General features: G+C 53.7%; 21 protein-coding genes and 1 tRNA gene. 12 read left to right on the top strand and 10 right to left on the bottom strand.

The features are described from left to right. Positions 1-1130 precede the first annotated feature (1130 nt). The 5 genes from VEI50_08850 (at position 1131) to VEI50_08830 (ending at position 4775) form a co-directional block, all read left to right on the top strand. Complete coding sequence (locus tag VEI50_08850) at positions 1131-1595, top strand: hypothetical protein (protein ID HXX75224.1); 465 nt, start codon at positions 1131-1133, stop codon at positions 1593-1595. Positions 1596-2058: 463 nt separating this feature from the next. Beyond that, positions 2059-2700, top strand: coding sequence for a hypothetical protein (locus VEI50_08845; protein HXX75223.1), 642 nt, complete (start codon positions 2059-2061; stop codon positions 2698-2700). A gap of 268 nt (positions 2701-2968) precedes the next feature. Beyond that, on the top strand, positions 2969-3613 hold the full coding sequence (locus tag VEI50_08840) for a hypothetical protein (protein ID HXX75222.1): 645 nt from the start codon (positions 2969-2971) through the stop codon (positions 3611-3613). A 121-nt stretch (positions 3614-3734) separates the two neighbouring features. After that, a complete protein-coding gene (locus VEI50_08835; GenBank protein ID HXX75221.1) occupies positions 3735-4358 on the top strand; it encodes a hypothetical protein in 624 nt (207 codons plus the stop codon). A 189-nt stretch (positions 4359-4547) separates the two neighbouring features. Beyond that, positions 4548-4775: a hypothetical protein gene (locus tag VEI50_08830; GenBank protein HXX75220.1), complete on the top strand. Its 228-nt coding sequence runs from the start codon at positions 4548-4550 to the stop codon at positions 4773-4775. 465 nt (positions 4776-5240) lie between these two features. Here VEI50_08830 and VEI50_08825 read toward each other — a convergent pair whose 3' ends face one another. From VEI50_08825 to VEI50_08805, 5 genes are all read right to left on the bottom strand, one after another. Beyond that, complete coding sequence (locus tag VEI50_08825; GenBank protein ID HXX75219.1) at positions 5241-6302, bottom strand: acyltransferase family protein; 1062 nt, start codon at positions 6300-6302, stop codon at positions 5241-5243. Positions 6303-6790: 488 nt separating this feature from the next. Next, positions 6791-7195 (bottom strand): avidin/streptavidin family protein, encoded by a 405-nt coding sequence (locus VEI50_08820; protein HXX75218.1) that lies wholly within the window; start codon positions 7193-7195, stop codon positions 6791-6793. Positions 7196-7585: 390 nt separating this feature from the next. After that, positions 7586-7714: a hypothetical protein gene (locus VEI50_08815; protein ID HXX75217.1), complete on the bottom strand. Its 129-nt coding sequence runs from the start codon at positions 7712-7714 to the stop codon at positions 7586-7588. Beyond that, positions 7711-8142, bottom strand: a complete 432-nt coding sequence (locus tag VEI50_08810; protein HXX75216.1) for a DeoR family transcriptional regulator — start codon at positions 8140-8142, stop codon at positions 7711-7713. The genes VEI50_08815 and VEI50_08810 overlap by 4 nt, the downstream gene beginning before the upstream one ends. A gap of 165 nt (positions 8143-8307) precedes the next feature. Then, positions 8308-9021, bottom strand: coding sequence for a hypothetical protein (locus VEI50_08805; GenBank protein ID HXX75215.1), 714 nt, complete (start codon positions 9019-9021; stop codon positions 8308-8310). A gap of 92 nt (positions 9022-9113) precedes the next feature. On the opposite strand from VEI50_08805, the gene VEI50_08800 reads away from it, so the two are divergent. Continuing rightward, the gene (locus VEI50_08800) at positions 9114-9467 is read left to right on the top strand and encodes a helix-turn-helix domain-containing protein (GenBank protein HXX75214.1); all 354 of its coding nucleotides are present in this window, start codon (positions 9114-9116) and stop codon (positions 9465-9467) included. Continuing rightward, positions 9467-10564, top strand: coding sequence for a site-specific integrase (locus tag VEI50_08795; GenBank protein HXX75213.1), 1098 nt, complete (start codon positions 9467-9469; stop codon positions 10562-10564). The genes VEI50_08800 and VEI50_08795 overlap by 1 nt, the downstream gene beginning before the upstream one ends. A gap of 20 nt (positions 10565-10584) precedes the next feature. Here VEI50_08795 and VEI50_08790 read toward each other — a convergent pair. Further along, positions 10585-10661 (bottom strand) — tRNA-Met (locus VEI50_08790). A gap of 91 nt (positions 10662-10752) precedes the next feature. Between VEI50_08790 and fmt the strand changes: the two genes are divergently transcribed. From fmt to pheT, 5 genes are read left to right on the top strand one after another with little or no spacing between them, the layout of a single operon-like run. Continuing rightward, entirely contained in the window at positions 10753-11697 is a 945-nt protein-coding gene (gene fmt, locus VEI50_08785; GenBank protein HXX75212.1) for a methionyl-tRNA formyltransferase, read from the top strand. Positions 11698-11732: 35 nt separating this feature from the next. Further along, positions 11733-13142, top strand: a complete 1410-nt coding sequence (gene rsmB / locus VEI50_08780; GenBank protein HXX75211.1) for a 16S rRNA (cytosine(967)-C(5))-methyltransferase RsmB — start codon at positions 11733-11735, stop codon at positions 13140-13142. Next, a complete protein-coding gene (gene rpe / locus VEI50_08775; GenBank protein ID HXX75210.1) occupies positions 13139-13843 on the top strand; it encodes a ribulose-phosphate 3-epimerase in 705 nt (234 codons plus the stop codon). Before rsmB ends, rpe begins: the two co-directional genes overlap by 4 nt. 9 nt (positions 13844-13852) lie before the next feature. Beyond that, entirely contained in the window at positions 13853-15415 is a 1563-nt protein-coding gene (locus VEI50_08770; protein HXX75209.1) for a phenylalanine--tRNA ligase subunit alpha, read from the top strand. 7 nt (positions 15416-15422) lie between these two features. Then, entirely contained in the window at positions 15423-17141 is a 1719-nt protein-coding gene (gene pheT, locus VEI50_08765; protein ID HXX75208.1) for a phenylalanine--tRNA ligase subunit beta, read from the top strand. A gap of 64 nt (positions 17142-17205) precedes the next feature. Here the strand turns inward: pheT and rplT are convergent, their stop codons facing one another. From rplT to thrS, 4 genes are read right to left on the bottom strand one after another with little or no spacing between them, the layout of a single operon-like run. Further along, a complete protein-coding gene (gene rplT / locus VEI50_08760; protein ID HXX75207.1) occupies positions 17206-17574 on the bottom strand; it encodes a 50S ribosomal protein L20 in 369 nt (122 codons plus the stop codon). 47 nt (positions 17575-17621) lie between these two features. Further along, positions 17622-17813, bottom strand: coding sequence for a 50S ribosomal protein L35 (gene rpmI / locus VEI50_08755; protein HXX75206.1), 192 nt, complete (start codon positions 17811-17813; stop codon positions 17622-17624). 41 nt (positions 17814-17854) lie between these two features. Continuing rightward, positions 17855-18346 (bottom strand): translation initiation factor IF-3, encoded by a 492-nt coding sequence (infC, locus tag VEI50_08750; protein ID HXX75205.1) that lies wholly within the window; start codon positions 18344-18346, stop codon positions 17855-17857. A gap of 28 nt (positions 18347-18374) precedes the next feature. Next, a complete protein-coding gene (thrS, locus tag VEI50_08745) occupies positions 18375-20306 on the bottom strand; it encodes a threonine--tRNA ligase (protein HXX75204.1) in 1932 nt (643 codons plus the stop codon). Positions 20307-20321 lie beyond the last annotated feature (15 nt).

Raw genomic sequence — 20321 nt, 5'->3', positions numbered from 1 at the left:
CTACTAATTCTATTTTGTCAACTGCTCTCTAGCACAAATTTAGCACAATGCTTTTGTCGTTCGATTCTTGGTTGGGTCGCCATATCTTCCAAAACTGAGCCCACCACAGTGACCCTCGCTCCCCGTATCCAGTGGGCTACCTAAGGCTTACCGCGAGAAAAATTCAAAGAGTCTTGCCCCTACTCGAAAGAACTTGCCTGCCTTACCACTTTGGCTTCCTTGCCAAATACACAACCTCAAATATACTTCATAGATAGAACATGCTCACGCGAATTAGGACCATGATGAAAATAACTCGATCTTGTACCCACTTAATGCTCATACTGCTTCTCGTAGTCTCCTCGGGATGCGCTCTCTGTAGCTATACAGGGGGGAAAGGATTGAACTGGGCTGAGTGTTATGCTCGTCAGTATTCAAGGAACTCTGTGGTGGCGATCCCCACTCTCGTCGGTAACTCCATTGGCATGGTTGTCGGATTCGTTGTTGCAATTCCTCTTATGCCAATTGAAATGCTCCTTGAAAAAGTCGGGGAGCAGGATGACAGTGTTGTTATGGTGAATTGGTCTGCGCATATCTTGGGCTTCGCCACTGGAACCCCGTTTCTCCCGTTCTCTTACCTCTTTCCTGTGGATCGTTGGATGGGGAAACTTCCTCGCCATATGGGAGATCCAGACTGCCCGTGTTATGAGAATCATGTTGAGCGGGATGGAACAGAATTTCAGGCAAGAGGATGCTCAGTATAGCTGACAGACGGTCGGAGCCTCCCAGGTCAGCCAAACAACACATGAACCGATTTCCCGCTAATCTGATCTTGACCCAGCCCGAATACTAGACCAACCCCGTTCAAAAACCTCTCTCACGATCGAAAGTAGAAAGGTCGATTCCCTTGGGGTTTTGAAGTACTCTTCCGCCAGTTCCAAAAACAAATACTTGTGACAAAGGGATCTTCTTACCCTCTATTGACCGTGGCAATTCTAGTCCTGCATAGCGACCGAAAATCTGACCATCCCCCCTCATCCAAGCTACCGTTTGTTTTGACGGATCTGCTTTCTACAGATACGCTTACCCAAGTGGTGTACTGGAGCGCGATCCGGCCGAAAGACGTTTTCTTACTCTAGAAGCAGAAAAATATGAACGAAGATATGCCCGCTCCCAATTCTCCGCAATCTCCCGCTGAAGCCTTCGAGCCCCCGGGAGGCGGACTATTGCCACGCCCGTTGCCACGCCACGAAGTCAAAGTCCATGTGCACATCATCGGGTACGCCTACGCAGCGTTTGGCGCCGTCCTGCTTCTGTCTGCGATAACATTATATTTGTTCCTTGAGAGTAAGCGGCAAGCTTGGTTTCGCTCCCCCGGTGATTTGCTCATCATGTTGGGTCGGTTAATGAGCGGACAACTCGTGTTACTCGGATCATTCATGGCCATTAGTGGTCTGAAACTCATCCAGCTTCGCTCGTGGGCGCTCACTACGGTGAGAATCTTCAGCATTTTCTCGCTATTTCTGTTTCCGCTTGGGACCTTGTGGGGCGCGTATTGCTTCTGGGTGTTCCACAGCAGGAATACAAAGACAGTGTTTGCTGAACAGCGGTTCTAGGATCTGGGGCAGCGATATATCCGTGATCATCCTGCCGGGCCGACGCACTTAAGATAGATGGACCCCAGCGTTGGAGTCGTAGCTTGTGACACCTCCTCCCCGCAATAGCAGTTGCGAAACTCGTCCAGGAAGGGCAGCCAAAACTAGTTGTTTTTGCTCCGCCATAAGAGCCAGCCTTCAACACTAATGAAATCAGGATAGTCGCAACCAAGCAACTTGCAGGGTTTTTGATCATCAGCGCCTAATTTCATAGGTTCTGCAATTCACCGTCTTACTAACCCCGTGGCGAAATTCCCCCTCATTGGGGACCGTAACCCCGCGGACTGTGGTTTAAACACCGTTTTTGACGAATTCCTTGATGCAAGCTATTCTTTCCCAAGGAGTATTTAGGAATGCATTTGGATTACTGGGTGGGAGGGCGGACTGATCCCAGCCGTCCACATCGAGAGGAGGAGATCGGCACATGATTGGTCATCGCTTCTTACAGGTCGCTATTGTCTGTGGTGTGAGCTGCTTTACGACCCTAGCCTTTGCCGAGAACGCTGAGAGACCAGAGCCTCATGTCGGCGATCGGTGGGCCTGGCAGCATGTGAATGGGTTAGCTAAGGAAAAGGACACGACGAAAATTGAAGATGTCATTGAAGTGACAGAGACCGAAATCCGAACCCGTCTCCGCACCAAAGGCCAACCCAATAGCGCTGTTGCGGCCTATACGCGTGACTGGAATCAGGTTGACATGGTCACTGCCCAGTACGACCCCTACTTAAAGCGATTTGAGTTCCCTTGTCAGGTAGGGAAGGCCTGGCAGAGTACCGCCGATAAGATGCTCTTTGCCAATGGTAAGCATGGCAAATTTGTCATTAAAGGCGAAGTGGCGTCGTTCGAAAAAGTCTCCGTTCCGGCGGGCACCTTCGATGCGTACAAGATCGTACTGACGATGGATGCTGTGAGTACGGATGAGGACATTCGAGTCGGACAAACCAAAGAAATCCACTGGTATGCCCCCCTTGTCAAAAATGATGTGAAGGTTGATAACACCTTCAGTCGAGATGGGCGGATCAGAAGCCAAGATATCTTCGAGTTAGTTGAATACAGCTTACGCTGAACCAGACTTCTTATGCGTCCTTCTCTGATCGTTGTGATCGCAGTGCTTGCGACGGCGTGCTCCATGTGGTCGGATCGTCAAGAGCCTCCTCCCGTGAGTTTGGAACCGCCTAAGGACCCCACCTGTTGTCTCGACAGCTTCGGAGCCCTCCGCCCCCCCGTGCATCAGGAACGATCCCACTCGCCTGACTCATCCCTATTAGGGCCTGACCTCAAGAGCACGGATCAGCCACAAGATGACGTGACCACGATCAGACCGGAGTGAAGCAATGAGAGGTCTTGTGTCTGTATTGACGGGCATCGTCCTGAGTGTATTGGCTGGAGTTACTGCTGGTGCAGCGGACCTCGCGGATGCCCCGCCAGTTCATGTCGGCGATGTGTGGAAGTACCGCCAGGTCGACGACTTTACTGGCGAGATCAAGTTCGAATTTGTGCATCGAGTGGTGGATATTTCTAGTTCCGAAATTCTTGTCAAGGAAACGATCAAGAGCCATAACATCGACAGGCTCAAGGTGTTTGATCGATTTTGGAATATCGTCGATGACGGTACGCTTAAATTTGAACCGCCTGGCGGGATTCAGACTTTTCCCATACCCATCGGAAGGACGCTGAGAAAAGAATACACAGGGACGGTTCTGAAGACAGGTGCGTCTGCCGTGTGCACGAAATTAGGCAAATACGTTGTGAAGGAGACTGCCACAGTGCCGGCAGGAACCTTTGATACCGTTCGCCTTGAAGCCGAAGAGGAGTGTCGAATGACGAATGCCAGTGCCACGATCATTAGATCCCTTCAGACAGCATGGTACGCGCCAGGCGTTAACAGGTGGGTACGCACAACAAGCCAAAACGTGAAGGACGGACGAGTACGGGAAAGGATCAGCACCGAGCTTGTCGAGTATTCATTGGCACATTGAGCACCACCTCTCGTCACATAAATTGAGGAAGGCTCAGGCCTGGTATTGGTTGCTTTGTCAGAATGCGATGAGTTCAATCTTTGCTCAAAACAATGATGTGCGGACACCTATCTGTGTACTGATGTTATTGCTCTTTGGCATGGGCAATTTCGCGCAAGCTGCCGATGTTGTGAACCAGCCGACGATACACGTTGGCGATGTGTGGAAGTACAACCGCATAGACGGGTTTACGAATGAGGTGTTGCATGAATATGCGCGGCGTGTGGTTGCCGTCTCCGACTCCGAAATTACAATCCGGCAAGAAACCAAAGGCAAGGAGGCGGTAGTCATCATTGCGTATGATCCGTTTTGGAATGTGATTGATGATGGGAGCTTCAAATATGAACCCTCCAACGGGATTAACAGCTTTCCGGCCATCATCGGGAAAGTGATGAAAAAAGAATATCGGGTAAAAAACCTCAAAACAGGTACCTTCGCAGCGTGCCGCGTTAGCGGGCAATATGTCGGATGGGAGAAAGTTACGGTACCAGCCGGGACCTTCGATGCATTGCGGTTGGAAGACGAAATCGAATGCCGTGGAACGGATGCGGAAGCTGCGATCAATAGAACGGCTCATAAAAGCTGGTATGCGCCAGTCGTCAATAGATTAGTTCGCATGGAAGAACAAACCACACGTGACGGGAGGATACGGAATAAACAGGCTGCCGAGCTTGTCGGCTATTACCCTGCGGTGAGCGTCAAGTAGTCACGGGCCAGTGCCGGAAGCAGACTCTTCACTAACACAGTTCTGCTATGTTTTAGGAAGTGTAGTCTGAATCACGGTTCCACCGCCATAAAGATCAGGAGGAGAATGAATATGGGTCGGACGGCTATTGGAAGGGGCAGTGTATTGATTCTTTCTGTCTGCAGCATAGTAATTACTCAAACTTTGTTTATGTGTTCCATTGCTCAGGCTGGAGTCCAGGTAGACAAACAAACGGTTGCGAACGTTGTTGCATATTGCCAGAACGTGGTACGGCAAGTGCTGCCCGGCAGCCGATTTCAAGCCGTAACGGACGGGCAAGTCGTCAAATATCCCGGGCTGCCGCAGGAACGATTTCAGTTTGAGCTGTGCATGGAGCGGAAGGGGCTCCCGGTGCGTGCCCTCAGGGACGCAAAGTGATCTACCGGAACTTAATGCGGGGTCAGAATTTGGTGCCAAGCTGGTGCCAAAAGACGCTGACACACCATGATCTGAACCATAATGAATCCTCCCCTTTTGCTGGGGAATTGCCGCAAGCTCGCGCAGGTTCCTCCTAGGGAGACGCGGTTTAGGAAACCGTTTCCCTGACCCTCCTCCAGCCTACTCAGGCTCACTCAGGCCCACTCCAACCAAGATTTAGGCAAAACTCGAGCTTTGGCTGGAGTAGGCTGGAATGAGCTGGAGTGAGGTGGAGTTGAGCACAAAATGAGCACAATTTGCGCGGACCCACCCGATTTCTCTCGATAGTGGCCTCTGTCTATCTACTTGGCGATCCCTGGTGGCGGAATAGATCGGCGAGGGGCGTGTTCTATTCAGGGATGAATGATGCCGGAAATCCTACTTCAGATTGGTCCAAAACGGCGGAGCCACCAATGCAGCGCATTGTTAACACACCTGTCTGAGGTATTTACTGCTCCTCATGGCTCTTACTGAAAAATAGGAGAACAAAGAGGTAGCCATCAGAGCCAAAGGGATATAGGCGTACCCAGGCAAGGCATAATTCTTATAAATTGGAGCGATGAAGGTCAGAAACAATGGATGAATCAGATACATTCCGAAGGATGCTTCCGATATCTTGGCTACTATTTTGTTCTCTTTGAGGACTGATTCGCTGTTTTTCCCAAGAAAGAATATACAAAGCGAACTGATGAAAACCAAGATTCCTGTATTACTGAGGACAAAATGATCGTTCACAATACCAAGACTGTCGGCCGCATAATAATTCAACCACGAACCGATGATGGCAAGAAGGACTATTGATGCGGCAACTGTGCAATTTCTTGCGCCAATGAATGTTCCGTATTTGTCGATGCTGTAGCCAATAACTAAGTAGCCCATATACCAAGGAAATAATATGAACCAAACCATGAATATTCCGCCGAGCTCGCTTGTGAAATAAGAAACCGTATTGAGAGAAAAGAATATCCCAATGATCGCCACAAAAACCGCCAGATCGCCTGACGAAGGCGCTTCTCCAATGACGAATTTGTTGATGAACGGAACGAAGGGCATGAGGCAGGCGTACATCGATAGGTACCATAGATGTACATAGGCACCACCTTCTGCCAATAGGTCCACCTTTAAGAACCGTATGAAGCCATCGACGTCCATTCCCAGATAAATCTGAAGGAGAGTGTAAACAATCGTCCAAAATACAATAGCTGGCAACAAGCGAACTGCTCGCTTGCGATAGAAATCCGCTGTACTCATGGGTTTCCCCAGAAGCACCGCACCTGAGATCATCACGAAGAGAGGCACTGCAAAGCGAGACGCGGAATTAAGGAAGTTTGAGAGCCACCAACTTATCTGGTCTATTTCACCGAATTTATTATAGAGCTTCACGGTTACGTGAATGACGATGACCGCAAGTACTGCCGCTACCCTGAGGTAGTCGATGTACACTTTTCTCGTCGGAGCGGTTGGTTTGATTTTAGGCAAACTGGTCACCTCTCTCAATGCACAAATGTTATGCCGCGCCGGATTTTAGCGTTGTTTCTGGTCTGTCACAAGGAAGGGGCAACGAATTCGGATAGAGCAAACACTCCGCAGTATGGCAGCGAAATTGTTCTGCTCATGACTCGATGGGCTTTTCGGCCAGCCTCCAGAAGACTTTCGGCACGTTATTGAGCTTCGGAACGCAGGGGTGTTTGGTGCTGGACTACAACTAGGCGATTGAGACTCATTGGGTGGCTCACTCCCGGCAGGCAGGAATTATCTGTTTCCCTTTCTCCTGCTCCTGTTGAATCGTGACACCTTTGCTAATGCATGGTGGTCACAAGCCAACTGGGGTCAAAAACCTCTAACGGAAGGCCTCCTAATTCAAGGGAACAAAGGTGAAATTTGCAGTGTAACTCCTGTTTCACAATCAACTGTTTTTGATCATATGCCTGAGCGGTTGAACGTGAGGGAAGCAGCCTGCTCGACGCTGACCGCGTTTATGAGGCTCGTTTTCGCTTGAACGTGTTGACCCCTGTCAAAATCGCTGACCAGCGGTACTCCTTGGCCTCTTCGTCGTCTTGAATCTCCCGAGGGAGATGCCATAAGGAATAAATTTCCTCCACCCCTTTGTCCTCACTATGCAGGCCAGCCCACGCGGCCAGAGTCCCGTAGGCCCCAAAGTTGACACAAAAGACGATCCGATCCCCTGAAACGAACCCCACAAGCTCGAATCGCTCGGTCGGATTCGCTCGTCCGACCGCGGTGCGATATGTGCCGCTCACCCGGCCTTCATGAACCGTGAGGTCCATCTCGGAGCTCAACTCATTCACCCAGATCCCGGAAAAATCGACGGCTGGCCCTCCTGGCTTTCGCTGGAGGTATTTGCTGAAGTGCTGAAACATACGAGCCTCCAAGTTGAGAAGCGATCGTGCCGTTGAATAATAAACATTTGTTTTTGGCCCTAGTCATTTGAAACCGTGTCCCCTTGGTATTTCCACGACATACACCTTGAGCCTCAGTAAGGTTTTTGAATCACCTCCTAGAACTGGACGGTAATCTGCTTCATGTGTTGTTAGTCTTTTGGCGTGAGTAAGCTAGCACCGTGAGTAAAGGTGAGTAAAGACGCATAAGGCGTGTAAGCTAGCTTGTCTAATGGCAATCGAGTTTTGTGCGGAATCTATCCTCATGTAACCGATGTGAGAACCGGTTTGACCAGCAGAGTAACCGAATGCCGGTGGAGACATGAAATAAGAAGTTGTCTGTTTAATCGCGAGACGCGTAGAGCAGAGCGATCAAGAGTTGCCTTCCGGCTGAGCGGATGGTGGCTGCAGCCGTCTGTAGATGAGATAGACCAGAAGTGCGACCAGCACGACGAGCAGCAGCCACCCTAACGGGCGAATTTCCCACCCGACTGGTTTCATCGACCCTCCTTCGGGATGTTCAACAGCAGAGCTTGTGATTCCGAGAAGATCAGCTTTAGACACCAGGGGCAATAGACCCCGGCATGACGCAGGACCACGAGAAAATCCTTTTCTGACAGAATGCGGGCCTCCTTGGCGGGCATGTAATACCCACAGCGTGGGCAGGTCAACGAGCCCGCCTTGCCCTCGCACACTGGACAGTCGGGATGGGGACAGCCAGCCGCATCAAAGTGGTGCAGACGCATGGTCCCTTTGGTCGTCAAAGTGTGCCCCGCGCTCGCCCGTTCTAACAGGTCCTGCCGTTTTAGGTAGGAGAGATAGGAGCGAGCCGTGGCCGGGGAGTAGCCAAATTGGTCAACAAGGTCTTGCGCCCGGACCGCGCCCTGACTCTGCACGAGGCGCAACGTGTAATGCTTGTTCGTCTTCATGCGAGTCTGGTGGTGAAGAGGTGCGGACTACTCCACGACATATTTCTTGAGCCCCAGCCGTTCCCAGTATCGCTCTAATGCCTGATGCGACGGGACGTTTTGGATGCCCACCGCTTTTAGGAAACCCCGCAATTGGTTGGAGGTCAGTTTCTTTAAACCTGCCTCTCATAACACCAAGAGAATGAAGCCGATCGTAGCATTTCCCCGGAGCTGCGGGCGGCGCTCCAGGGCAGTGGCCAGGCCGCGCACCACCCCGGACCCTTGGTGGGCAATCAGGTCTTGGATCTGGTTCGTGATCGTCGGGTGATAGATCAGGTGTGGATTGAGCGAGAGGACGTCGAAGAGGGCAGTCTCCTCGCCTGCCAAGGCCTGCGTCAAGACCGCCGACATCGGGGTCCCCCAGATCAATTGAGCCACGATCGAATCCAGGGCGGCCTGGAATTCCACCAGCATCCCGGTGAGCTTCGCTTCCGCCATGGCTACGACCGCCTTCACGTCTTTTTGCTGGAGCCCCGCCTCCGTATACAGTCCGGTCTTCGGATCAGTGAAGCGATCGGTCTTCTTCAGTAGTTGGGTAATCTGCCCCATGGTGGTGCGGACCCAGGGTCTGAGTTCGTGCTCATCCCGTGGAGGATTGCTCCCGAAGGCCGGATCGAGACACTGCATGAGTTGGGTGAGCACGTTCGGAGTAGTGTTGTAGATGTGCTCCCAGTCCACGGAGGGAGCCTGCGTCGCAAGCTTCTCGCGTCCTGCCTGGGCCAGGCCGCGCCCCGCGATCTCCACCGTCTGTGTCATGAGCTTCGCCATGGTCAAGAAGGCCTCTGGATCGATCTCGCATCCCAGTAGACGGGTGCGCCATTCTTCAGCGTGATTCTGCAAGGTCTCCCTCCCCACTGCAAAAACCCGACATCATCCTCCCGCTGTCATGTCGGGTTTTAGATTCCTCCATCTGGACACGATATACCACATGCATGGATCACGAGGCGGAGTCAGGACTCGTCAGTCAGTGTCGGCGTGAAGACCCTCTGTTGTGGACGGTGAAAGAACTGGCCTACCGGCTCCAGATCAAACCCTCCACGCTCTATGCCTGGGCGGCGCAGGGGAAGATTCCATGCCGGAAGGTTTATGGTCTTGTGCGCTTTAATCCTAGTGAAATAGAGCGATGGCTGGATTCGTTTATTACTCGTCTGCTCTCGCCTGCGAAGGCCAATGCACGAAGGAGAGGCAGCTCTGGCGTCGACCAACTGATTGCGAGTGCCATCCACGCCATCTATACTGCTCGCTGCGAGAAACCGGACGAAGACAGGGCCAAACAAGGAGGTTAATGATGGCACTGTTTCGGCGAGGCCGCGTCTGGTGGATGAGATTTTCCTACCTCGGAAAGCAGGTGAGGAGATCCACGGAAGTCACGGACAAGAGGCTCGCGGAGAAGATTTATCACAAGGTAATGGTCCAAATTGCGGAGGGCAAGTGGTATCCGCCCGAAGCGGGGGCCGATAAAACGGTGAAGGAACTCTTGGAACGGTACCTACGAGACCACTCCAAACCGAATAAAGCTCCCAAGACACACCTCTGTGATCTGTCTCGTGTGCAGCATCTCATCCGGGCATTCGGGGATCTGACCTTGAAGGAAATCCGCCCCTCTCTCATCGCAGCGCACAAGTCGAAGCGGCGAGCGGACGGCGCAGCGGCCAAGACGATCAACAATGAGCTGACGCTCTTGGGTCATGCCTTTCAGCTCGCAATGAAGGAATGGGAATGGGTGGCCGACAATCCGGTGCAACGGGTCTCAAAGGAGAAAGTGCATAATCTGATCGAACGATGGCTCGCGGCAGAAGAAGAACAGCGTCTTTTAGCGGCCTCTCCTATTTGGCTGCAGGAGATCATCGTCTTCGCAGTCAACACGGGACTCCGGCAGAGCGAGATCCTCAACCTCCAATGGGGTCAGGTGGACCTCTTCCGGAGGACGATTACGCTGCTGGAACAGAAGAACGGAGGCAGAGACACGCTTCCGGTGAGTGCGAAAGCGCTGGACGTACTAAAAGCCAGGGCCAAAGTCCGATCGTTGAAAACGGATTATGTCTTCTTCAACGGGGCCGGGAACCGGATGGATGCCAGGGATCTCTTGCGGGCGTTTTATCCCGCGATGAGGAAAGCGGACGTGAAACGGTTTCGGTTTCACGATCTGCGCCATACCTTCGCAACTCGATTGGTACAAGCCGGTGTGGACATCTACACCGTGCAAAACCTCGGACGATGGAAAACCATCTCGATGGTCATGCGATATGCGCATCATCATCCGGAAAGTCTCCGCGCGGGAGTGGAGATTTTGGATCGTGTTCCGGCAGGAGTTAGCACAGTTTTAGCACAATCGACCACTCACCCTGTGGTCGGTGCCGGAAGCGAATCCGTTGTAAGTTGATGAGAGAAAAGTGAATTGGTTGGTTGCGGGGGAAGGATTTGAACCTTCGACCTTTGGGTTATGAGCCCAACGAGCTACCAGGCTGCTCCACCCCGCGCGCGGATGCTAACAAAGCGATCGAAGCTTAGTCAAGGTAAGGTGCCTCGCTGTCGGTTGCTTTCACGGGAAGTGGCAGGTAAAAGGTGTTCATGCGAATCGTCTTCATGGGCACACCGGAGTTCGCAGTTCCGTCTCTCGAGACTCTATTGAAATCAGATGATCAAGTCGTCGGCATAGTCACACAACCCGATCGCCCCAAGGGCCGAGGGCAATCACTGACCTCGTCGCCGATCAAGCTCATCGCTGAACGTGAAAGACTCCCGATCCTGCAACCGACCAAGATGAAGGACCCGATGTTTCTTGACGCGCTCACGGCTTGGAAACCGGATGTCATGACAGTGGCGGCGTTTGGCCGCATCCTCCCCCTAGCAATTCTGAATCTTCCGCCAAGAGGTTGTATCAACGTGCATGGCTCTCTCCTGCCAAAGTATCGAGGAGCCGGCCCGATCCAATGGGCGATTATCAATGGTGAGACAGAAACGGGCATTACCACGATGCTGATGGATGAGGGGATGGATACCGGTGCGATCCTGCTCCAAGAGCGTCTCGCCATTGCTCCGGAGGATACGGCGGGGACGTTGTCGCCTCGCTTGGCTGAGTTGGGCGGACGGCTGCTCATCAAGACGCTCGCGCAACTCAAGGCTGGGACATTGGTGTCACACCAACAAGATCATGCCCGGGCCACGATGGCTCCGCTGCTGAAGAAGGAAGATGGAATGATCGATTGGACCATAAGCGCCACAGCTATCGCGAACCGCATACGGGGCCTCACTCCTTGGCCCAGTGCCTATACCTTCGCAGGAGAAGACCGCTGGACCATTTGGCGAGCAGCGGCGATGACAAAACAGGTCACGGAGTTGCCGGGAACGGTGATGCACGTGACGAAGGATGCTGTTCATGTAGCCACTGGAGACGGTGTACTCATGCTCGCAGAATTACAGCCAGCGAACCGTCGCCGAATGACGGTTTCCCAATATCTGGCTGGCCATCCTATTTCCGTGGGGAGTATACTGGGACGATCCTCTCATCCATAACCGGTACCTGTGCAGGCTCGGTCGAAGCATCTTTCATGACATCCAGTTTACTATCACCACGTTCATCCGCCTATTCGCCTTCCGCTCGAACGGTCGCCGTCTCGGTCTTAGTTGAATCCGTGAAATCTGACGAAGGAGCTGATCTCCTGCTGGACCGCGCGTTGACTCAGAATCGTTGTGACAGTCGAGACCGAGCCCTGGCGATGGAACTCACGTATGGTGTCTTGCGGCGACTCGCAACGATTGATTGGCGACTTGCCTCTGTTGTGGACAAACCGCTCCCACGTCTTCCTCTTGCCATACAGATGATCGTCCGACTCGGAGCCTATCAACTCTTGTATTTGGATCGCATTCCCCATTCCGCTGCAGTCAATGAATCGGTCCAATTGACGAAGAGGTGGGCGAAGCCATTGGGTCGGGACTGGAGTGGGTTCGTGAACGCGGTATTGCGCTCATTGCTGCGCAGCCCGGTTCCGCCCTGGCCGACTGTAGAAGCCGATCCAGCGCGAGCGCTTTCGGTTCGCCACTCGATTCCCGAGTGGTTGAGTCGACGATGGATCGACCGCCTCGGTGTTGCTGGAGCTGAAGCGGCCTGCGCAGGAGCGAGTGCAGTTCCACCGGTCACACTGCGGATTAATCAATTGAAGATCGCGCGCGAAGCATTGCTCGAAACGTTGCAGGAAACCGGACTCAAGGCTCGGGCGACGGACGTGAGCCCTTGTGGTGTCGTCTTAGAAGACGGGGGATTGATTTTGTCATTGCCGGGGTTTCAGGAAGGTGCGTTTTACGTCGAAGACGAAGCCGCGCAATTGATTCCTCCGTTGCTTGATCCTCAGCCAGGAGAAACAATACTCGACGCCTGTGCGGCACCAGGTGGGAAAACGACCCATCTTGCCATGTTGATGCAAAATAAGGGCACGATCTACGCGGTCGATCGCAAGCCCGAACGGTTGGAGTTCCTTCGTGTCAATTGCCGCCGGCTCGGAGTTACGATCGCAAAACCCATCGTGGGTGATATCAAACAACCGGGTACATGGTCTGACGTTGCTGAAACACAGGATGGCTGCTTCGATCGGATCCTTGTCGATGCGCCTTGCAGCGGACTGGGCGTATTACGCCGGCACCCGGAAGCGAAATGGCGGAAGGACGGTCAGGCGTTCCTTCGACATCGAACCCTTCAACTTCAGATCCTCAACTCGGTCGCCGCGCGCTTGCGAGCCGGCGGGGTGCTGGTCTATAGTACCTGCTCGACGGAGCCAGAAGAGAACGAGAACGTCATCGAACAGTTTTGCCAGTCCAACGCGGAGTTCCGTCCTGAATCTGTCGCGCCGTGGTTACCGCCCGCCGCCCGTGCATTTCTGACCGAGAAGGGAGCACTGTCGACGATGGGTAATCGCTGCTCAATGGACGGGTTCTACGCGGCACGACTCATCAAGGTCTCATGATGGCTAAGCCGACGTACATAGCGCCGTCGATTTTATCCGCTGACTTCGCTCGGTTGGCTGATGAGGTGGGGGCTGTTGAGCGGGCCGGTGCGGATTTTCTTCATATCGACGTCATGGACGGCCATTTCGTTCCGAACTTGACCGTGGGCCCTCCCATTGTCGAGGCGCTCAAAAAAGTCACAAAGCTCCCCCTCGACGTGCATCTCATGATCACGAACGCCGACGCCTTCATCGGCGAGTTTGCCGCGGCTGGTGCAGATTACTTGACCGTCCATGTGGAGGTGTGCCCCCATTTGCATCGTACCGTCCAATCCATTAAAGAGCGAGGCGTGAAGGCCGGGGTGACGCTCAACCCAGCGACCTCTCTTACCACGCTAGAAGAGATCGTTGCCGATGTTGATCTTGTGCTGATCATGTCGGTGAACCCCGGTTTTGGAGGACAGAAGTTCATTCCTTCGTCGCTCAAGAAAATCACGTCTGCCCGTCAGTTGATTGATCGCACGCAGAGCCGCGCTCTGTTGGAAGTCGATGGCGGGGTCAAGGTCGATAATGCCGCTCAAGTTCTTGATGCAGGGGCCGACATCCTCGTGGCCGGGTCTGCGATTTTTGAGAGCCAGGACTATGCCGCCACGATTGCTGCCTTGCGAACAGCCGTACGCGCCTCCTCCGCCTCGGCAAAGCACGCTTCCGCTCACCGATAGGCCACGCAGTTGGATATTTCTTCCGTCATCGACAGCCTTCACCCACTTGAAACGAAAGTGCTCGCCACGTTTGGTCTACAGGCCAACGGTGTGCTCAGCACCGAGCAACTGACACAGGCGACTGGGCTGGAGCCGTCTCAGCTGAGCATGGCTGTCGAATGGCTCCTGGCCAAGGGGCTCCTCACGGTCGAATCAGAACACACCACGCCGGTCGTCTCGCTGACCAAGATTGGGGAACTGTATTTTGAGAAGTATTCCCCCATCGAGCGCGTGCTCTCCGCAGCGCGCGATGCGGCCAAGACCGGCAGGCGACTCACGATTCGGGACATTCAATCGCGCGAAGGGTTGGAACCAGCTGACGTCAGTGGAGCCATCGGCCGCCTCAAGAAGGAAGGAGCGTTGTTGATTATTCAGGGTGGGTGTATCGAAGCGACCGGCCGTCCGAGTGCGACCGCAGAGGCCATCCGAGCGGTACTCCTCCAGTTGCGTGGGACATCCCGCGAACTCCAGGCGTTCCCTGAGCTCTATCGGCAAGTCATTCAAGACCATGCCGTGAAGCGGGGCAACGCTCGAGAGCCGTTCCGGATCGATGAAAGGGGTACTCGGTCATTCAAGCTATCTCCGTCAGGCGTTGAAACGACTCGACAGCTCTCGCGACAAGAGATGGCGGAAGAGGTTTCCCAGTTGAGCCCTGAACTACTCAAGGACGGGAGTTGGCGCACGAAGCGGTTCCGCAAGTACACCATCAGTCTGAGGGCGCCAAGAATGGCTCCGGGCAAGCGACATCCCTATCGTGAATTCCTTGATGCGGTGAAGACAAAGCTCGTGAGCATGGGGTTCCAAGAAATGCGAGGATCCCTTGTCGAAACCGAGTTCTGGAACATGGATGCTCTCTTTATGCCCCAATTCCATCCGGCTCGGGATATCCATGATGTCTACTTCGTTAAAGAGCCCAAACTGGCCAATGCGATAGCCGAACCGTTTCTCTCCCGCGTGGCCCAAACCCATCAGGATGGTGGTGACACAGGATCAGCCGGATGGGGGTATCGATTCGATCTCAAGCAGGCTCGTCGATTGATGCTTCGGAGCCAAGGCACGGCCGTGTCAGCTCACACGCTCGCATCAAGGCCCTCCATCCCGGGAAAGTATTTTTCCATTGCCCGGTGCTTTCGCTACGACCAAGTCGATGCGACCCATGCTACAGACTTTTTTCAGGTCGAGGGCATCGTGCTCGGTGAAGATATTAACTTTAGAACTCTGCTAGGGCTCTTGAACCTATTTGCGCGAGAGGTAGCGCAGGCCAGAGAAGTGAAATTTCTACCGGCGTATTTCCCCTTCACTGAGCCGTCGGTCGAGATGCATGTGCGCCACCCGCGCTTGGGGTGGATGGAGCTTGGGGGAGCCGGATTGTTCCGGCAGGAAGTGACCTTGCCATTGGGGGTCAAGGTTCCGGTGATCGCGTGGGGGTTAGGGCTTGATCGGATGGCAATGGTCGCTCTCGGCATTCATGACATTCGTGAGCTGTTCACCGATAATCTCGAGCTGATTCGTTCCATGCGAGGGAGCGTCTAGGGCTGTCATGCCGACGATCTCTATTTTCAAACAGGAACTGGAAGCGCTTCTGTCGAAGCCAGGTGATGCGCACCGGTCGATTACGATAGAACAGCTCGAAGAGTGGTTACCTTTAGTGAAGGGGGAATTGAAAGGTCAAACTCCCGAGACTGGCGAATTGCGAATCGAATTGCAAGACAGTAACCGTCCAGACCTCTGGTGCTGCGAAGGGATTGCTCGTCAGATTCGCGTGACACAACAAGGGAAGCTCAGCCCCTACCCTTTCCTGAAACCGCGTGCTCGCTCACGGAAACAACTGACCGTTGCGCCTGGTTTGGAATCAGTTCGCCCCTATGTGGCAGCTTGTGCGGCGACTGGCTATCGTGTGACACCACAAGGATTGACCCAACTCATTCAAGCACAAGAGAAGCTGGCGGACATTTTCGGCCGGAAGCGACGCAGCGTATCAATCGGGCTCTATCGGCTTTCGCAGATAGAATTTCCTGTGACCTATGACTTAGTGAAACCCGATGAAGCGAAATTCACACCGCTCGGGCTGGATACTGCAATGACGTTGGGCGAAATCTTGCTCATTCATCCGAAGGGTCTCGAGTATGGAAATATCCTTGCGGGGCAAGCGCGTCTTCCGCTGCTTCGCGATGCAAAGCATCAGGCGTTGTCATTCCCGCCGATTATCAATAGTCGAGACACCGGTGAGGTGCGAGTCGGCGACGACGCGCTCTTCGTCGAAGTAACCGGAACTGATCTGGCCATGGTCATCCTTACGCTGAATATCTTCGCAATGAATCTTGCCGATCGAGGGGCCACTATCGAACCGATCGAAGTCGTGTATCCCTACAAGACCGAACACGGAAAGAAGATTGTGACGCCGTTGGACCTGGCCAAGAGCCGCACTCTCCCGATTGCCACGATTGAGCAGGCACTGGGACAGACCATGGGTGTTCAACCGATTAAGCAGGCGTTGGAGTACTACGGCTATGAAGTCAAGACTGCGCGCGATACGATTACCGTTACACTGCCGCCATACCGCCAGGATCTTATGCATGCCATGGATGTCGTGGAGGATGTGGCCATTAGTCGCGGGTATGGACACTTCCAACCGATTATGCCCTCCCAGTTCACCGTCGGTGGACTCTCACAGGTTGAAGCGACGTCCGATCGAGCGAGAGATCTCATGGTCGGGATGGGGTTCCAAGAGGTCATCTCCAATATTTTAGGGTCTTCTCAAGTATACTGCGAAGCGATGCGATTGAACGGAACGGAATGGGGACAGTTGGTCGAAGTCGACAATGTCATGTCACAGAGTTACTCGGTGCTTCGCCAATGGATTCTTCCCTCGCTGCTACGAGTTGAAACCGCGTCGGGCCGAGCGTTCTATCCGCATCGCTTATTTGAAGTTGGTGAAGTGGCAAGGCCCGATGCCACTCACGAACTGGGCTCGCAAACCGTCGTGACACTGGGGGCGCTTCTCGTCCACGCGACGGCTCATTTCTCGGAGATCCATTCGTGTGTGGACACGCTGTTTTACTATTTAAACCAGTCGTATCAGCTTGAACCGCTTCAACATCCCTCGTTCTTAGAAGGACGAGCGGGCCGTATTGTATCGCAGGGGAAATACGTCGGATTGATCGGGGAGCTTCACCCAGAAGTGCTCGAACGCTGGCAGATTACAGTGCCGGCAGTGGCATTCGAAGTGAACGTCACGCAGCTCAGCGAACGGATCTGAGGAGAGCAAGGGGCTCGACATCCTCAGACCCGATCAAAGCTCACCACACAGTTAGCAGTAAACGTTAGGCGCCGGTAGGAACGAGCTGCTGCTTGGCGAGATCGATCAGTCGCTCGAACCCGGTCGAGTCCTTGATTGCCATGTCTGACAGCACTTTTCTGTCCAACAGCACATTCGCTTTCTTCAACGCATTGATGAACCGACTATACGTGAGCCCATGCGCGCGAACGCCGGCGCTGATGCGGGCAATCCAGAGCTGGCGGAAGTCCCGCTTACGATTTTTCCTGCCAGTGTAAGCATAGGTTTGACCCTTGTCCACGGATTCCGTGGCGGTGCGGAACAGCCGGCTTTTCCCTCCATACTGTCCCTTCGCTAGCTTCAGCCGCTTCTTCCGTCGTTGCCGAGTTTTTGAACCACCTTTGACGCGAGGCATGACTCAGTACTCCTTTTCTAATAGCGTGATCAATATGTCGTGCTTCATCAGGAGGGCAGCAATCGCCTCAGTGCGAGGGTCTTCGTTGCATCGACCTCGACGGTCCCGCTGAGCCGTCGCTTGCGATTCCGTCTTTTGCTGGTCAGGATGTGCCGTTTCCCTGCCTTTCGGCGGACGATTTTCCCGCTACCCGTTCTCGAAAATCGTTTCGCCGCTCCACTGTGGGTTTTTATCTTCATAATGCGTAAATCCTTTGGTTGAAATGATTCAAATTGCTGATCTAACTCTTCGGTGCGACGATCATGATCAGACTCCGTCCTTCCATACGCGGTGCGTACTCGATGGTTCCTGTCTCGGCTAATTGTTCGATAACCGAATTCATGACCGTGCGTCCCATCTCCTGATTGGCCATCTCGCGACCCCGGTAGGTCAGTGTCACCTTCGTCTTGTTTCCTTCCTCGAGGAATCCCTTGATCTGCCTGATCTTAATCTCGAGATCGTGTTTGTCGGTCCGGGGGCGGAGCTTAATTTCCTTTACCTGCGTCGATTTCTGATGCCTCCGACTTTGGTGGTCCTTCTTGCTGAGCTCATACTTATATTTCCCGTAGTCCATGATGCGACAGACGGGAGGAACCGACGTCGGCGCCACCTCAACTAGATCATATCCCGTTTCCTGAGCCTGCCTGAATGCCTCCTGCGTGGGAAGAATGCCAAGCTGTTCTCCCTCAGGACCGATCACCCGAACTTCGCGCACCCTGATCTCACGATTCACTCGCAGTTTGGGAACGATAGGCCACCTCTCAATTTGTGGGTTGAAGATCTTGGGTTTGTCGCCTGACTTCTTGGCCGAGGTGTTCGATGAACCCCGACACGCTCATGGTGCCCAAGTTGTTTCCACTGCGTCCGCGCACGGACACGGTCCCGCCCTGGACTTCCCGGTCGCCGGCCACCAGCATGAATGGCACTTTAGCCTTCTCAGCTTCACGGATTTTGAATCCGATCTTTTCATTACGCAAGTCGGCCTCTGCCCGGAATCCCGCAGCCTTCAATTGTGCCACAACTCCGGCGACATAATCCCTCTGGTTATCCGTGATCGAGAGGACGGCGGCCTGAACAGGAGCGAGCCAGGTTGGGAAAGCTCCGCCGAAATGCTCGATTAAGATCCCGAAAAAGCGTTCGATCGACCCCATAAGGGCGCGGTGAATCATGATCGGCTGATGAGACTTCCCGTCTTCCCCGATGTATCCCAACTCAAACCGTTCAGGATTATTGAAGTCGACTTGGATCGTGGAACATTGCCAAGAGCGGCCCAACGCGTCCTTGATTTTGATGTCGATCTTCGGTCCGTAGAACACACCTTCTCCCGGATCAACCTCGTAGGCTACGCCGCGTCCCTTGAGGGCTGATTCGAGCGCAGTCGTCGCTTGCGCCCATCGCTCTTCTGAGCCGACCGCCTTTTCCGGCCTGGTCGATAAGTAGACCTCGAATTCGCTAAACCCAAAGGTTCGAAGAATGAAAAATGTGAAATCCAAGACGCGGCTGACCTCGCTTTCGATTTGGTCCGGGCGACAAAACAGATGGGCGTCATCTTGAGTAAAGCCACGCACCCGTAATAATCCATGGAGGACACCTGTCCGCTCGTACCGATACACGGTGCCCAGCTCGCCGTAACGAATCGGCAAGTCACGATAGCTGCGGAGGTGGGACTTATAGATCATGATATGGAAGGGACAGTTCATAGGTTTGAGCTGATACTCACTGGCTTCAACTTTCATGGGGGTAAACATGTTGTCGCGGTAATAGTCGACATGACCGCTGGTTTTCCAGAGGTCCAAGCGGGCCACATGGGGGGAATAGACCAGGTCGTATCCGTTCCTGAGATGCTGTTCGCGCCAAAAGTTTTCGATCAACAAGCGAATCAGAGCACCCTTGGGGTGCCAAAGTACCAGGCCAGGTCCGATCTCATCTTGGATCGTGATGAGATCTAGGTCCTTGCCGACCTTCCGATGGTCTCGGCGCTTGATCTCCTCCAGCCTGGCGAGATGAGCGTCAAGTTCGGCTTGCGAGGGAAACGACGTCCCATAGATACGTTGCAACATGGGATTGCGTTCGTCTCCGCGCCAGTATGCACCGGCTGTATTCAGAAGTTTGAAGGCTCCCACGTGACCGGTGGCTGGAAGGTGCGGACCGCGGCAGAGATCGACAAAGGCACCTTGGGTATAGGCAGATATAGGTTCGTTGTCCGGAAACCCTTCAATCAATTCGACCTTATATGCTTCATCGCGCGCCTTGAAGAATTCGATCGCCTGTTGCTTAGAAAACTCAGTTCTCTTGATCGAAAGATTGCGTTTAATAATTTCTTTAGCTCGGGCTTCAATTTTTTCAAGATCTTCTGGAGTAAACGGACGGTCGTGGGCGAAGTCGTAATAAAAACCGTCCTCCAAGGCCGGGCCAATGGTGAGCTGCGCAGTCGGGAATAGCTCCTTCACCGCCTGGGCCATGATATGTGTACTGGTATGTCGGTAGATCTCTCGGCCGTCGGGGGAGTCAAAACGAAGCGGTTCAACCAGGGCGTCTTCGTTAAGTTCCCGTGAGAGGTCGACAATCGCGCCGTTGACTTTCGCGGCAATGACGTCTGGACCAAGGACCACACCGGCGATCGAGAGGGATTTGCCGACTGTCTGTCCTGCCGGCACATCCCGAGAAGTTCCATCTTTCAACGTTATCTTCATAAGTTACGACGATCA

It is taken from the genome of Nitrospiraceae bacterium (genome assembly GCA_035623075.1).
Lineage (GTDB): Bacteria > Nitrospirota > Nitrospiria > Nitrospirales > Nitrospiraceae > DASPUC01.
The sequence above is the reverse complement of the archived record's forward strand: the minus strand, read 5'-3'. Positions and strand labels throughout refer to the sequence as shown.